The organism is Streptomyces sp. NPDC001606 (assembly GCF_053596835.1).
Map to the genome: position 1 here is coordinate 17,638 of NZ_JBSFHC010000027.1, position 15,042 is coordinate 32,679.

Genomic DNA, 15,042 nt, shown 5'->3' on the forward strand with positions numbered 1-15,042 from the left:
CTTTCGGGAACAGGGTGCTGCGTGCGGTCAGTGCTGGTAGCCGTAGACGCCGCGGGCCTGGTCGCGGACGAGGCGGCCCTTTTCCAGCTCGATGACGCGCTTGCGCATCTGGTCCACGATGTTCTGGTCGTGCGTCGCCATGATGACGGTGGTGCCCGTCCGGTTGATCCGGTCGAGCAGCTTCATGATGCCGACGGAGGTCTGCGGGTCGAGGTTGCCGGTGGGCTCGTCGGCGATCAGCAGCTTGGGCCGGTTGACGAAGGCCCGCGCGATCGCGACGCGCTGCTGCTCACCACCGGACAGCTCGCCGGGCATCCGGTCCTCCTTGCCGCCGAGGCCGACGAGGTCGAGCACCTGCGGCACGGACTTGCGGATCTCGCCGCGCGACTTGCCGATCACCTCCTGCGCGAAGGCCACGTTCTCCGCGACCGTCTTGTTCGGCAGCAGCCGGAAGTCCTGGAACACGGTCCCCAGCTGGCGGCGCATCTGCGGCACCTTCCAGTTGGAGAGGCGCGCGAGGTCCTTGCCCAGCACGTGCACCTGGCCGTGGCTGCACCGCTCCTCGCGGAGGACGAGCCGCAGGAAGGTGGACTTTCCGGAGCCGGAGGACCCCACGAGGAAGACGAATTCACCCTTCTCCACCTCCAGGGAGACATCCCTGAGTGCGGGGCGGGTCTGCTTGGGGTAGACCTTGGAGACGTTGTCGAATCGGATCACGGATGCACCACGGGTCGCCGGGGGTAGATGAGCGTGACCATACGCGAACCGGGTGTGCAAGTGCAGTCGCGGGTTGAGGTTGGACAAGACTTGTGCGTTTTTGTACCGGGGGGCGGGCGGGCGCACGCTCGGCGGGAACCTGGCACAGTGGTAGGGGGAACGTTCTCGTCCCCGTGAGCGTTGTACGTGTGATGGCCGGTGCAAGGAGGGCGAGCGCATGACGTACGACCGGTTGGTGTGCGCGAACTGCGCGGCGCCCGTGAGCGAGGGCCGGTGCCCGGTGTGCCGTGCCAACCGCGAGCGGCTCCAGCAGGAGGGTTTTCTCGCGGGTCTGAACCCGATGGCGCTGATCGCGCTGCTCGCGGTGCTGATCGCCGCGGTGGCGCTGCTGGCGCACCAGACCGCGTAGAACATCTCCCGCAGACACGGGAAGGGCCCGGAGCGCCGAGCTCCGGGCCCTTCTTCTCAGGCGTCGTACGCGCTGCGTGACCGGGTGGCCACGGTCAGGCGGCCGCGCCGCCCCGGCCGCCCGCGAGGCGCGGGAGCACCCGGAAGCCGATACCGCCGGCGATCATCGTCGCGGCGCCGACCAGCAGGAACGTGGTCTCGCCCGCACCGGTCTCGGCGAGCTGCTTGCCCTTGCCCTTGTTGCCCGAGTCCGAGCCGGTGTCGGTGAGGGCCGAGGAGCCCTCCTGCTGCGGCACGTTGTTGTTGCCGCCGCTGCCGCCCTGGGGGCTGTCGTTGTTGCCGCCGGTGCTGGAGCCGCCACCGACGGAGCCGTCCGTGCTGCCGCCGCCGGAGGTGCTGGTGCCGCCGCTGCCGCTGTCGCCGCCGGAGGTGGTGGAGCCGCCGCTGTTGCCGGAGCCGCCGCTGTTGCCGGAGCCGCCGCTGTTGCCGGAGCCACCGCTGTTGCCGGAGCCGCCGCTGTTGCCGTTGCCACCGCTGTTGCCGTTGCCGCCGTCGGAGGAGCCGCCGGAGGCGCTGGAACCGCCGTCGCCGCCGGAGCCGCCGTTGCCGTTGCCACCGCTGTTGCCGTTGCCGCCGTCGGAGGAGCCGCCGTCGGTGCCACCGGTGATCAGACCGCCGATGGTGGAGTCCGAACCGCCGTTGGAGGAGCCGCCGTCGCTGCTGCCGCCGTCGGAGGAGCCGCCGTCGGTGCCACCGGTGATCAGACCGCCGATGGTGGAGTCCGAACCGCCGTCGGTGGAGCCGCCGTCGGTGCTGCCACCGTCCGTGCTGCCCCCGTTGGTCGACCCGCCGTCCGTGGAACCACCATCGGTGGAGCCACCGTCGGTCGAACCGCCATCGGTGGAACCGCCGTCGGTCGAACCGCCGTCGGTGCCGCCGTTCGTGGTGCCGCCGTCGGTGCAGACCGCGATCGGGCAGCCGCCGTCGGTGCCGCCGTTGTCGTTGCCGTTGCCGTCGGCCGAGGCCACTCCGGCGACCATCAGCGAGGCGCCGGCCGCGATCACCGCGCCCGCGGCTATCCGCGCGACCCGGACCCGCGTCTTGTTCGTCATGTGGTTGCTACCCCCAGTAGCTGTTCGTCAATGAGGCGGCGTGCGGGGCTTGCCGTGATCGACGGAGGCAGCTGACGAAGCTCGAGACTGGGTCGAGCGGTTCGTATCCCCCGGTTCACATGCGCCCCGGAAGACACGCATGCCAGCCTCACCCTTCCCATTTTTCAAAGCAACGTCAAGGGCATTGCGGGCGGAATGCCCGATGGGAGGGCTCTTGGGGGGAGTTGAAGCCTGTGAGTGTGATGTAAAACCCAGACAAATGACAACTGCCGCCCGAACAGGCGGCAGTTGTCATGTCGACAAAGTTACTTCTCCTGCTGCTTGCGCCAGCGAATACCGGCCTCCAGGAACCCGTCGATCTCGCCGTTGAAGACGGCCTCCGGGTTGCCGACCTCGTAGTCGGTGCGCAGGTCCTTGACCATCTGGTAGGGGTGCAGCACGTACGAACGCATCTGGTTGCCCCAGGAGTTGCCGCCGTCGCCCTTGAGGGCGTCCATCTTGGCCTGCTCCTCCTGCCGGCGGCGCTCCAGCAGCTTGGCCTGGAGGACGTTCATCGCGGTCGCCTTGTTCTGGATCTGCGAGCGCTCGTTCTGGCAGGAGACCACGATGCCGGTGGGCAGGTGGGTGATGCGGACGGCCGAGTCGGTCGTGTTGACGCCCTGGCCGCCGGGGCCGGAGGAGCGGTACACGTCGATCCGCAGCTCGCTCTCGTCGATCTCGACGTGGTCGGACTGCTCGACGACCGGGAGCACCTCGACACCGGCGAAGGAGGTCTGCCGGCGGCCCTGGTTGTCGTACGGCGAGATGCGCACGAGGCGGTGGGTGCCCTGCTCGACGGAGAGGGTGCCGTAGGCGTAGGGCGCCTGGACGGAGAAGGTGGTCGACTTGATGCCGGCCTCTTCGGCGTACGACGTCTCGATCAGCTCGGTCTTGTAGCCGCGCTGCTCGGCCCAGCGCAGGTACATGCGCTGGAGCTTCTCGGCGAAGTCGGCGGCGTCGACGCCACCGGCCTCGGCGCGGATGTTGACGAGCGCCTCGCGGGAGTCGTACTCGCCGGACAGGAGGGTACGGACCTCCATCTCGTCCAGCGCCTTCTTCACGGAGGCCAGCTCGGACTCGGCCTCGGCGCGGGTGTCCGGGTCGTCCTCCTCCTCGGCCATCTCGAAGAGCACGGCGAGATCGTCGATCCGCCCGCGCAGCGCCTCCGCCTTCCTGACCTCGGCCTGGAGGTGGGAGAGCTTGCTGGTGATCTTCTGCGCCTCGTCCGGGTTGTCCCACAGGGACGGCGCGGCCGCCTGCTCCTCGAGCACGGCGATGTCTGCCCTCATCTTGTCGAGGTCCAGGACGGCCTCGATCGACTCCATGGTCGAGGAGAGGGACTTCAGCTCTTCGGATACATCGACGACTGCCACGCAACCAGCGTAACGGCTCCGCCGGGCGCAAAGGGCAGAGTGTCCCCCCTCACCCCGGGCTCCGCCGCCCGGACACGCGTTCCCCGGGAGCGCGCGGGGCCTACGGGGCCGAGGTGCTGTGCGGGGAGGGGGCCGGGTGGTCGCTGTCGCCGGAGGAGGCCCACCAGGCGCCCACGCCGACCACGGCCGCCACGGCGACGCCGGCCACGCTCACGGTGATGCGGCGGCGGCGCACCGTGGCCCGGTGCTTGGCCGAGCCCGGGCGGGGTGCGCCGGACGCGCGGGGCGCGCGGGCCGTGCCGTGGGCGCCGCCGGCCAGCTCGTCCGGCCCCGGCACCCGCATCGACGTGTGGGTGTCCCGGTTGGAGTCCGGCCTGGCCCCGGGCACCAGGGAGACCGCGCCCCGGCGCCGTACCGGCTCACCGCCCGGCGGCGCGGCGGGCGGCTGCTCCTCGGCGGCGTCCTCGGACGGCTCCGGCTCGTCCACGTCCAGCGGCGGCAGCCCGGCCAGGGTGGGCAGCTGCTCCCGCAGCCGCGCCGCCAGCTCGGAGGCGCGCAGCCGGGAGGCGGGCGCCTTGGCCAGGCACTGCACGAGCAGCTGCCACAGCTCCTCGGGGATCCCGGGCAGCGGTACGACGGTCTCGGTGACGTGCCGGCGCAGCACCGCGCCGGGGTGGCCGCCGCCGAAGGGCGTGAAGCCGGCCAGCAGCTCGTACAGGACGGTGGCGAGGGCGTAGATGTCGACGGACGCGCGCGGGGGCAGGCCCTCCACGATCTCCGGGGCGAGATAGTCCGGGGTGCCGATGATCTTCGTGGCCCTGGTCCGCTTCGGCGAGTCGATCAGCTTGGCGACGCCGAAGTCCGTGAGCAGGGCGGGGTGGGCGCCGCCGGGCCCCAGCGGGCCCTGCATGTCCAGCAGGACGTTCTCGGGCTTCACGTCCCGGTGCACGATCCCGGCCTTGTGGGCGACGGCCAGCGCGTCGGCGACGTCGGCGACGATCGCCACGGCCGCCTCGGGGGCGAGCCGCCGCTCGCGCTCCAGCCGGGTGCGCAGATCGGTGCCGCGGACCAGGTCCATGACGAGTGCGAGGTCGTTGCCGTCGACCACCAGGTCGCGCACGGAGACGATGTGCGGGTGCTCCAGACCGAGCAGCGCGGTGCGCTCCTGGACGAAGCGGCTCACCAGCTCCTGGTCGGAGGCGAGGTCCTCGCGCAGCAGCTTGATGGCGACGGGCCCCTCGGGCCCCTCGCCCAGCCACACCGTGCCGGCGCTGCCCCGCCCCAGGATCTGGTTGGCGGTGTACCGGCTGCCGATCTTCCGTGCCAAGACTGCTCCTACCGACGCGTGTTGTCGCTAAAACTACGCGTCCGGGGAGCCAACCTTCACCGCGGAGACGGAAATCACCCGCCAGATGTCGACAAATCCGCAAACCCGCGGCCGGGCGCGGTGCTCAGTTGCCGCTGCCGCCCGAGGCGCTGCCCAGGTCCTTGACCCAGCTGCTGATCCGGCCGATCCAGTGGGTCAGCTCGTGCCAGTAGCCGCGGCCCTGGCCGACCCAGGTGTGCAGCGGGGTCAGCTCCCAGATGAGCCAGCTCGCCACGACCAGGATGACGATCGTGAAGAGGCAGCCCTTCAGGCAGCCGAGCCCGGGGATCTTCATCGGGTTGGCGCTGCGCTGCCGCGGCGGCCTCGGCTCCCGCGCGGGCCGCGCTTGCGGCTGCTGGGGCGGCGCGTACGGCTGCGGCTGGTACCCCTGCTGCGGCTGCTGGGGCTGCGGCGCATAGCCGTACCCCTGCTGGTAGCCCTGCTGACGGCCGCGCTGCTGCGGCTGCTGCGGGCGCGGCTGGGGGGCCGGGCGGGGCTGCTGCTGGGGCCGGGCGACCTGCCGCTGCGGCCGGCGGCGCAGTGGGTCCTCCTCCGGCTCCAGGTACTGGATCTGCGTCTGCTCGTTGCGGTCGCGGGCCGCGCGCAGCTGGGTCTGCCAGGGATGCGGCTGCTCGGGCTGCGGGCCGTCGGGCTGCCCCGGCTGCCCCTGCGGCATCGGGGGCAGCACCGCCGTCGGGTCCGCCGCGCCGGTGTTCGGCAGAACGGCGGTGGGGTCGGCGGCGCCGGCCGGACCGCCGGTGTGCGGCAGGAAGCTGGTCGCCGCGTTCGGGTCGTACGACGCCTGCGGGGCGTTGGTCGGCAGCACCTGGGTCGGGTCGGCGGCACCGGGCACCCCGTCCGGTACGGCGGCCGGGGCCGGGTCCGGGGCGAGCAGCGCGCCCACGCCCTCGGCGGCGGTGATCTGCACGGCGTTCGCGTGCACACCGATGCCCTCGGCGACCACGCGCAGCCCGCGCGCGAGGTTCTCGGCGCTCGGCCGTTCGTCCGGGTTCTTGCGCAGACAGCGCTCTATGACCGTCCACAGCGGGTCCGGGACGGTGGAGGGGCGGCGGGGCTCCGCGCTCAGGTGCTGGTGCAGCACCTCCAGGGCGGTGGAGCCGGCGAACGGCGGACGGCCCGTGACCAGCTCGTACAGCAGGATGCCGGCGCCGTAGATGTCGACGGCGGAGGTCTGCGGGCGGCCCTCGGCGGACTCCGGCGCGACATACGCGGGCGTGCCGACGAACTCGTGGGTGCGGGTCAGGCCCGGGGAGTCGGCGAGGCGGGCGATGCCGAAGTCGGTCAGCATCGGGTGCATCCGGCCGTCGTGCTCCCGGAGCAGCACGTTGGCGGGCTTCAGGTCGCGGTGGACCACGCCATCGGCGTGGCTGGCGGCGAGCGCGTCGGCGATCTGGGCGGTGAGCAGGGCCGCGGCGACCGGGGTCAGCGGGCCGTTCTCGCGCAGATAGCGGTGCAGGTCGGGGCCGTCGACGAGGTCCATGACCAGCGCCAGCAGATCACCCTCCACGACCAGGTCGCGGACCCGCACGATGTTCGGGTGGGTGAGCCGCAGCAGGACCGAGCGTTCCCGCAGGAAGCGCATCACGATGTCCGGGTCGCTCGCCAGCTCCTCCTTGAGGACCTTGATCGCGACCGTCTCGCCGGGCTGACCGGCCACGGCCGCCTCGGCGCCCGCGGTCTCTCGCTGGCGGGCACGCCAGACGGTGCCTGTGGCGCCGCGTCCGAGCGGCTCCTCAAGCAGGTACTTGCTGCCGACTGGCCGCACGTCACGCGCTCCCTGCTGCTTGCTGCCTGGTTGACTGCATCCCGGTCTGCGTCCGGTGTTCCGACCCACTGTAGTGCCGCTCTTCGAGCCACTACGTATGCGTTCCCGGGCGCGTTCGAAGTGTTCGACGGGAAGACGCCCGTGCCGGTCCGGTGGTTGCCGGAGGCGGACGTGACCGATCTCAACTGATCGCCCGCGCGTCCATGGTCAGGCACTTTTGGGGGCAGAGCCGACCAATCAAGATCACTTGTCACCGGGAACCGGGCGCGTTGTCGGTGGCAGGTGCAAGGATGCCTTCCAGTACTGGCCGACGTGCTCGTGTGGGGTGGGGGGAAGTCCGCGCCCGCGCAGACCCGCGCAGAAGGGACCGCTGACGCCGATGCAGATCCGGCTGACCGTCGTAGACCCGCTGGGCCCCGCCCCGCAGCGGGGTCGCGCCGCGAGCCGCGACGTGCTGGTCACGGCGCCCGTGGGCACGGAGCTGGCCGCGGTCGCCTCGGCACTGGCCGGCGCGGTCGCCGGGGACGGCGGCAGCGGGCGGGAGGCCGGCGGCGCGAGCGTGGTGCTGTACGCCGGCACCGAGCGGCTCGACCCGCGCCGCAGCGTCCTCGGCGAACCGCCGCTGATCGACGGCGCGGTGCTGTCGCTGGGCGCCCCCGCGGCCCCCGAGCCGCATCCCGAGCTGGACGAGGCACCGACCCAGCTGCATGTGGTCGCGGGTCCGGACGCGGGCGGGGTGCATCTGCTGCACGGCGGCCGGATCACCGTCGGCCGCTCGGCCGAGGCGGACGTCCCGCTGGACGACCCCGATGTCTCCCGGCTGCACTGCGCCGTCACCGTCGCCGCCGACGGCCGCGTCTCGGTCGCCGACCTGGGCTCCACGAACGGTACGACGCTGGACGCGGCGCGGGTGACGGAGCGTGCGGTGCGGTTCCCTCCGGGGGGTCTGCTGAGGATCGGGGAGTCGGCGCTGCGGGTTGCTCCGTGCGGGGGGCCGGGGGCGCGGATGCGGACGGTGGCCGACGGGGAGGGGTGCGTGCGGGTCGTGGGGGCGGGGTCCGTTTTCCCACCCGCACCACCCGTACAGCTTTCGTCGCCGACTGCGGGTGGCCCTGGCGGGTCGGACTCGCCGTCGGCGGGTGCGGGGGGTTCTGGCGGGGTTGGCTCGGCATCGTCGGGTGCGAGTGGCTCTGGTGGGGCGGGCTCGACGTCGGCGGGTGCGGGTCGCCCTGGCGGGGTTGGCTCGGCGTCGGCCGGGGCGGGAGGAACCGGCTGGGCCGACTCGGCGTCGGCGGGTGCGGGGTATTCCCGGGGGGCGGATGGCTCGGCGGCGAGTGCGGGTCGCCCTGGTGGGACGGGCTCGGCGTCGGCGACTGCGGGTGGCCCTGCCGGGGCGGGCTCGACGTCGGCGGGTGCGCGCGGAACCGGCTGGGCCGACTCCTCCTCAGCGGGTGCAGGGTATTCCCGGGGGGCGGATGCCTCGGCGGCGAGTGCGGGTCGCCCTGGTGGGGCAGACCCCACGTCGGCGGGAGTGGGGAGTTCTGGCGGAGCGGGCTCGGCGTCGGCCGGCGCGGGTCGCCCTGGCGGGGCGGACTCGGCGTCGGCGGGTGCGCGGGGAACCGGCTGGGCCGACTCGTCCACGGCGGGTGCAGGGTATTCCCGGGGGGCGGATGACTCGGCGCCGACTGCGGGTCGCCCTGGTGGGGCGGGCCCGTCCTCGGCGGGCGGGCAGCATCCCCGAGGGGCGGGTGCCGGTGGCTTCGACGCGGCCGCGGAGGCCGTCGGTGGGGCGCAGCACGGGTATGACTCCGGCGGCTGGGGGGCCTCCGGGGCCGGTGCGGGGGCTCAGGAGCACCGGCGGGCCGCGCCGGTCGTACCCGGGCAGGGCGGCGCACCCGGAATCGAGCACCGCACCGGCATCGACACCGGCACGGGATACGACTCCGGCTCCGGCGCAGGATCCGGCTCCGGCACGGGATACGGACCCAATGCCAGCCTCAACCCCAACTCCACCCCCAGCACCAGCTCCAGCTCCAACTCGACCCACGCCGGGCGCTTCGGCGTGGCCGGGGGCGGAGCCGGCGGCGTCCGCGCCGGCGCCGCACGTACCGAACTCGGCCCGGCCGCCCGGCGGCGCGGGCTCGGGGCGTGGGCGCGGCGGTTGGCCGGGGGGCGCGGTGAGCCGGCGCGCGAGCAGGTGGGCGACGGCGTATCCGGCGCCACCGCGGGCGACGCCCCCGCGGCCGGTGCCCCGCAGTACCCGGAGACCTGGCCCGACCCGGCCGCACTGCTGCTGACGGCGCTCGGCCCCGGGCCCCGGCTGTGGGAGCGGGGGCCCGGCCACCCCGAGGCGCTGACCGTGCGGCTCGGCACCGCCGACCGGAGCGCGCCCGACGGCTCGGGCCTGCTGCCCTCCGTACCGGTGACCGCCGCGCTGCGGGAGGCCGGCGCGCTGGGCCTCGCCGGGCCCCGGCCCCGTCTTTCCGGGCTCGCCCGCGCGGTACTGGCCCAGCTCGCCGGGCTGCACTCCCCCGACCTGCTGGAGATCGTGCTGATCAGCGCGGACCGCACGCGCCCGGTGCAGGAACGCACCGCCGAGTGGTCCTGGCTGGGCTGGCTCCCGCATGTCCGGCCGGGCCACGGCCAGGACTGCCGGCTGCTGCTGGCCTACGACCGGGAACAGGCGGCCGCCCGCACCGAGGAGCTGCTGCGCCGGGTCGAGGAGCACGCCGCCACCGGCAGGACCACGGCCCACCCCCACACCGGTGTCGCCACCGCGCCCGGCACCTCGTCGCACAGTCCCAACCCCACCATCCCCGCCCAGGCAGGCGCCTCCCGGCGTCCCTCCTGGGCCAGGGAGGGCACCGGGGCCGGGGTCGGCGGCTTTCCCGGTCCCTACACCGTCGTCGTCGTGGACGGGGATCCCGGCGGTGCCGCCCTTCAGGAGGCCGTCGCGCGGCTGGCCGTCGCCGGGCCGCGGGCCGGGATCCATGTGGTGTGTCTCGCCGAGACCGAGCCCGCCTCCCCCGCCTCCCCGGTCACCCGGACGTACGAGGCCGCGTGTGCGGCGGCGCCGACGTTCCGGCACTGCGGTGCCGTCGCCCTCCTCGGCGGGGACGTCGCCACCGCGGTGCATGTGCTGCGGGTGGCGCCCACCGGCCCGGTCGGCCCCGGCACGGTCGCCGCCGTGGACGCCGTGTCGGCCGCCTGGGCGGAGCGGTTCGCGCGGGCGCTGGCCCCGCTGCGGGCGGACGGTCCGGCCGGTGAGCGGCACGCGCGCGTGGCGGCGCCGCTGCCCCGGTCGGCGCGGCTGCTGGACGAGCTGGGGCTGGCCCGGGCCACCCCGGCGTCGCTGATGGCCCGCTGGGCGGACGCGGCGGACGACCCGGAGTCGCTGGGCGGACGCGCCCGGGCGGTGCTCGGCGCCGGTCCGCGCGGGCCGCTCACCGCGGACCTGGTGGCCGACGGACCGCATCTGCTGATCGAGGGGCCACCCGGCAGCGGCCGTACCGAGCTGCTGCGGACCGTGGTCGCCTCGCTCGCCGCCGCCGAGCGGCCGGACCGGCTGAGCGTGGTCCTCGTCGACGGCCGGGACGGCGTCGGCACCGGCGCCGGCCGCGGGGAGGGCCTGCGCGTGTGCACCGACATACCGCATGTCACCACCCATCTCATCGCCAACGACCCCGTCCGCATGCGGGAGTTCGCGCAGTCGCTGGCCGCCGAGCTGAAGCGGCGGGCGGAGCTGCTGGGCCGGACGGACTTCGCCCAGTGGCATGCGGGGCAGGCGGTCTCGGGCCGGATCGTCCCGCAGCGCACGGCGGGCACCGGGGACATAGAGACGCCGCCCAGCTCCACGCTGCGGCTGCGGCCGGGCACGGCGGCGCGGCAGCGGGCCGTGGCGGCACCCCCGCTGCCCCGGCTGGTGGTCGTCGTGGACGACCTGGACGCGCTGGTCTCGCCCGCGCTCGGCTCGCCGGGCCGGCCCGCCGCCGGTTCGGTGCTGCGGGCGCTGGAGGCGGTGGCCCGGGAGGGCGAGCGGCTCGGCATGCACCTGGTGGCGGCGGCCGGGACCGGCGGTCGTACGGCGGAGACGGAACCGGCGCGCCGGGCCACGCTGCGGATCGCGCTGGACGCGCCCGGGTCGGGCCCCGACGAACCGGCGCCGGGCCGCGGACGGCTGACGTACCGGGACGGGCAGCCGACCGGGTTCCAGGGCGGCCGGGTCACGGGCCGTATCCCGCGGACCGCGACCCAGCGGCCCACGGTCGTCCCGCTGGACTGGGAGCGCATGGGCGACCCGCCGGCCCGCCGGCCGGTGCGGGAGCTGGGCAACGGCCCCACCGACCTCGCCCTGCTGGCGAGCGCGGTGGAGCGCGCCGCCCGCCAGGTCTCGGCGGCGGAGGTGCCGTCCCTCCTCTCCTAGGGAAGGCTGGTCACGAGTCTCCTGGGGAACGCTGGTCACGAGCCGGTCACGATGCGGCCCGGCACGCCGCAGGCGCTCTTGCCGCCCGCGAGCGGCCCGGCGTACACCGGACCGACGGGACACTCCCGACGCTCGACAACGCTCGACGACGTTCAACGGAGAACGACGAACGGGGAAGTGATGCGCAGCACGAGCAGCAGCACCATCCGGACACACAGGGCCGTCACCACACTCGCCGCCCTGCTCGCGGGAGCCCTCGCGCTCACCGCCTGCTCCGGCGGCGGCAAGGACAAGAAGGGCGGCGGGGGCGAGAGCACGGGCAGCGGCACCGCCCCCACCGTCAGCCTGCCGAAGCTGGACGGCGCGACGCTGGAGATCGCCGCCGTCTGGACCGGCCAGGAGCAGAAGAACTTCAAGCAGGTGCTGGCCGAGTTCGAGAGGCGCACCGGCGCGAAGGTCACCTTCGTGCCCGCCCAGGACCCGATCATCAACTTCCTCGGCTCCAAGATCGCGGGCGGTCAGCCGCCGGACGTGGCGCTGCTGCCGCAGCCCGGCGCCATCAGGCAGGCCGCGCAGAAGGGCTGGGCCAAGCCGCTCGGACCCGAGGCCGTGAAGGAGCTTCAGCAGAACTACTCGCAGGGCTGGCAGGACATCGGCAAGGTCGACGGCAAGCAGTACGGCGTCTACTACAAGGCCGCCAACAAGTCGCTGATCTGGTACAACGCCAAGGTCTTCGAGAACGCGAACGCCAAGGAGCCGAAGACCTGGAAGGACCTGCTGACCACCGCGCAGGCGGTGGACGACTCCGGGGTGACGCCGTTCTCGGTGGCGGGCGCGGACGGCTGGCCGCTGACCGACTGGTTCGAGAACGTGTATCTGTCGCAGGCCGGGCCGAAGAAGTACGACCAGCTCGCCCAGCACAAGATCAAGTGGACCGATCCTTCGGTGAAGCAGGCGCTGACGACGCTCGCGCAGATCTGGGGGAAGAAGGAGTATCTGGCGGGCGGTCAGGACGGCGCGCTCCAGACGGAGTTCCCGGCCTCGGTCACCCAGACCTTCACCGGCGGCGACCAGCCGAAGGCGGCGATGGTCTACGAGGGCGACTTCGTGCAGGTCAACATCGGGGAGACCAAGGCGAAGGTGGGCACGGACGCGAAGGTGTTCCCGTTCCCGGCCGTCGGCTCCACCGCGCCGGTGGTCTCCGGTGGCGACGCGGCGGTGATCCTCAAGGACTCCAAGGCGGCGCAGGCCCTGGTGACCTTCCTGGCCTCCCCGGACGCGGCGACGATCCAGGCGAAGCTCGGCGGCTATCTCTCGCCGAACAAGAACGTGCCGGTCTCGGCCTACCCGAACGAGGTGCAGCAGAAGATCGCCAAGGCGCTGATCGCGTCCGGTGACGACTTCCGCTTCGACATGTCCGACCAGGCCCCGCAGGCGTTCGGCGGCACCCCCGGCAAGGGCGAGTGGAAGGACCTCCAGGACTTCCTGAAGAACCCCGGCGATGTCGCGGGGGCGCAGGCGAAGCTGGAGAAGGACGCGGCGGCCGCGTACGGGAACGGGAGCTGATCCGGCGATGGCGTCGGCAGCGGCGGCCGGGGCTCCACCGGGTCCCGCCGCCCCCCGCAGTCGCCGAAGCGTGACGGGCACCCGCAAGGCGGTGGCGGCGCTGTTCCTGCTGCCCGCCCTGGTGCTGCTCGGCGCGCTCGTGGTCTACCCGATCGGGTACTCACTCGTCCGCAGCTTCTACAACGCGAACGGCGACGGTTTCACCGGCGCCGACAACTACAAGGCGCTCTTCACGGACGACGGGATCCGTACGGCGCTGAAGAACAACGTCATCTGGGTGGTGTTCGCGCCGACCGTCTCCACCGCGCTCGGTCTGGTCTTCGCGGTGCTGACCGAGCGGGTGCGCTGGGGCACGGCGTTCAAGCTGGTCGTCTTCATGCCGATGGCGATCTCGATGCTGGCGGCCGGGATCATCTTCCGGCTGGTGTACGACCAGGACCCGAGCAAGGGCGTGGCGAACGCGGTGTGGGTGGGTGTGCACGACACCTTCGCACAGTCGTCGGCGTTCCCGAGGGCGCACCCGGGGCGTGACTCGCCGCTCCGGCCGGACCAGGGCGGCTTCGTCACCGAGGCGCCCGTGCACACCGGGCAGGTGGTGGCGCTGCCGCTCGTGGGGGTGGCGCCGGACCAGCTGCCCGACGGGGTGCGGCGGGCCGTGGCCGCGCGCCCGGAACCCGGCAAGGTCACCGGCACCACCTGGCAGGACTTCACCCGGGGCAAGGGCGTCGGACGGCTCGGGGTGCCGGACCCGTCCGAGGTGGGCTATGCCGGGATGCGGATCGAGGCGGTGAAGGACGGCCGGGTCGTCGCCTCCGCCACCGCAGCCGGGGACGGCACCTTCATGCTGCCCGCGGCCGCCGACGGGGCCCGCTTGAGGCTTCCCGCGAGCAACTTCCGGGAGCCGTACAACGGCGTGGAGTGGCTCGGCCCGACGCTGGTCACCCCGGCGATCATCGGGGCGTACGTGTGGATGTGGGCGGGGTTCGCGATGGTGCTGATCGCGGCCGGGCTCGCGGGGGTGCCCCGGGAGCTGCTGGAGGCCGCCCGGGTGGACGGTGCCTCCGAGTGGCAGGTGTTCCGCAAGATCACCGTGCCGCTGCTGGCGCCGGTGCTCGCGGTTGTCCTGGTCACCCTGATGATCAACGTGCTGAAGGTGTTCGACCTCGTCTACATCATCGCGCCGGGCTCCTCCCAGGACGACGCGAACGTGCTCGCCCTGGAGCTGTACCGCAAGGGCTTCGCGGAGAGCCAGCCGGGCATCGCCAGCGCGATCGCGGTGTTCCTGCTGCTGCTGGTGATCCCGGTGATGCTGTTCAACGTCCGGCGGCTGAGGCGGGAGGTGCGGCGGTGAGCGCGAAGATCGTCGAGCGGCTGGGCGGCGGGCTGGTCCGGGTGTTCCTGATCCTGGTGGGCCTGTTCTGGCTGGTGCCGACCATCGGTCTGCTGATCTCCTCGCTGCGCGCACCGGAGGACATGAGCGCGAGCGGCTGGTGGACGGTGTTCTCCAAGCCGTCCCAGCTGACCTTCGACAGCTACCGGAAGCTGCTGGAGAACGGCGACATCACGCACTCCCTGCTGAACACGGTGCTGATCACGGTCCCGGCGACGCTGCTGGTCGTGGTGATCGGGTCGCTGGCCGGGTATGCGTTCGCGTGGATGGAGTTCCCGGGCCGCGACTGGTGGTTCCTCGGTGTGGTGAGCCTGCTGGTGGTGCCGGTGCAGGTGGCGCTGATCCCGATCGCCGAACTCTTCGGGAAGATCGGCCTGTTCGGCACGATCCTCGGCGTGGTGCTGTTCCACACCGGCTTCGGTCTGCCGTTCGCGGTGTTCCTGCTGCGGAACTTCTTCGCGGAGATCCCGCGCGAGCTGCTGGAGGCGGCCCGTCTCGACGGCGCCGGTGAACTGCGGCTGTTCGCCCGGGTGGTGATGCCGCTCGGCGGGCCGGCGATCGCGAGCCTCGCCATCTTCCAGTTCCTGTGGGTGTGGAACGACATGCTGGTGGCGCTGGTGTTCACCAAGTCGGGCACCCAGCCGATCACGGTGGCCCTCCAGACGCAGGTACGGCAGTTCGGCAACAACATCGACGTGCTGGCACCCGGCGCGTTCATCTCCATGGTGATCCCGCTGGCCGTGTTCTTCGCGTTCCAGCGGCAGTTCGTGTCGGGGGTGATGGCGGGCGCCGTCAAGTAGGCGGGGCGGCGTGGGTAGCTCGTGCGCGGTACGGCCCGTAGCCCGTATGCCCTACGGGCCGT

The 15,042-nt window shown here is 73.1% G+C and carries 10 protein-coding genes; 5 read left to right on the forward strand and 5 right to left on the reverse strand.

The features are described 5' to 3' along the window. Positions 1–27 precede the first annotated feature (27 nt). A complete protein-coding gene (gene ftsE / locus ACWCV9_RS34350; RefSeq protein WP_031159396.1) occupies positions 28–717 on the reverse strand; it encodes a cell division ATP-binding protein FtsE in 690 nt (229 codons plus the stop codon). Between the two features lie 217 nt (positions 718–934). Here ftsE and ACWCV9_RS34355 point away from each other — a divergent pair, with 217 nt between their 5' ends. Then, positions 935–1,126 (forward strand): hypothetical protein, encoded by a 192-nt coding sequence (locus tag ACWCV9_RS34355; protein ID WP_100826534.1) that lies wholly within the window; start codon positions 935–937, stop codon positions 1,124–1,126. Between the two features lie 94 nt (positions 1,127–1,220). Here the strand turns inward: ACWCV9_RS34355 and ACWCV9_RS34360 are convergent, their stop codons facing one another. The 4 genes from ACWCV9_RS34360 to ACWCV9_RS34375 form a co-directional block, all read right to left on the reverse strand. Next, positions 1,221–2,237 (reverse strand): LPXTG cell wall anchor domain-containing protein, encoded by a 1,017-nt coding sequence (locus ACWCV9_RS34360; protein ID WP_450792506.1) that lies wholly within the window; start codon positions 2,235–2,237, stop codon positions 1,221–1,223. Between the two features lie 305 nt (positions 2,238–2,542). Beyond that, a complete protein-coding gene (gene prfB / locus ACWCV9_RS34365) occupies positions 2,543–3,649 on the reverse strand; it encodes a peptide chain release factor 2 (protein WP_450792507.1) in 1,107 nt (368 codons plus the stop codon). A gap of 100 nt (positions 3,650–3,749) precedes the next feature. After that, on the reverse strand, positions 3,750–4,976 hold the full coding sequence (locus ACWCV9_RS34370) for a serine/threonine-protein kinase (protein ID WP_450792509.1): 1,227 nt from the start codon (positions 4,974–4,976) through the stop codon (positions 3,750–3,752). A gap of 124 nt (positions 4,977–5,100) precedes the next feature. After that, positions 5,101–6,801, reverse strand: coding sequence for a protein kinase domain-containing protein (locus ACWCV9_RS34375; RefSeq protein ID WP_450792511.1), 1,701 nt, complete (start codon positions 6,799–6,801; stop codon positions 5,101–5,103). A 379-nt stretch (positions 6,802–7,180) separates the two neighbouring features. Here ACWCV9_RS34375 and ACWCV9_RS34380 point away from each other — a divergent pair, with 379 nt between their 5' ends. The 4 genes from ACWCV9_RS34380 to ACWCV9_RS34395 all read left to right on the forward strand — a co-directional run bounded on the left by ACWCV9_RS34380 (position 7,181) and on the right by ACWCV9_RS34395 (position 14,980). Beyond that, positions 7,181–11,224 carry an FtsK/SpoIIIE domain-containing protein gene (locus tag ACWCV9_RS34380; RefSeq protein ID WP_450792513.1) on the forward strand — a complete coding sequence of 1,348 codons (4,044 nt, stop codon included), beginning with the start codon at positions 7,181–7,183 and terminating at the stop codon, positions 11,222–11,224. 180 nt (positions 11,225–11,404) lie between these two features. Beyond that, a complete protein-coding gene (locus ACWCV9_RS34385; protein ID WP_450792515.1) occupies positions 11,405–12,790 on the forward strand; it encodes an ABC transporter substrate-binding protein in 1,386 nt (461 codons plus the stop codon). 70 nt (positions 12,791–12,860) lie between these two features. Further along, positions 12,861–14,141 (forward strand): carbohydrate ABC transporter permease, encoded by a 1,281-nt coding sequence (locus tag ACWCV9_RS34390; RefSeq protein ID WP_450792517.1) that lies wholly within the window; start codon positions 12,861–12,863, stop codon positions 14,139–14,141. Then, on the forward strand, positions 14,138–14,980 hold the full coding sequence (locus tag ACWCV9_RS34395) for a carbohydrate ABC transporter permease (RefSeq protein WP_450792519.1): 843 nt from the start codon (positions 14,138–14,140) through the stop codon (positions 14,978–14,980). Before ACWCV9_RS34390 ends, ACWCV9_RS34395 begins: the two co-directional genes overlap by 4 nt. Positions 14,981–15,042 lie beyond the last annotated feature (62 nt).

Bases quoted from the DNA above. Each gene is read 5' to 3' on its own strand.
- ACWCV9_RS34355 (WP_100826534.1), top strand. From the start codon at position 935: ATGACGTACGACCGGTTGGTGTGCGCGAACTGCGCGGCGCCCGTGAGC.
- ACWCV9_RS34360 (WP_450792506.1), bottom strand. From the start codon at position 2,237: ATGACGAACAAGACGCGGGTCCGGGTCGCGCGGATAGCCGCGGGCGCG.
- ACWCV9_RS34380 (WP_450792513.1), top strand. From the start codon at position 7,181: ATGCAGATCCGGCTGACCGTCGTAGACCCGCTGGGCCCCGCCCCGCAG.
- ACWCV9_RS34385 (WP_450792515.1), top strand. From the start codon at position 11,405: ATGCGCAGCACGAGCAGCAGCACCATCCGGACACACAGGGCCGTCACC.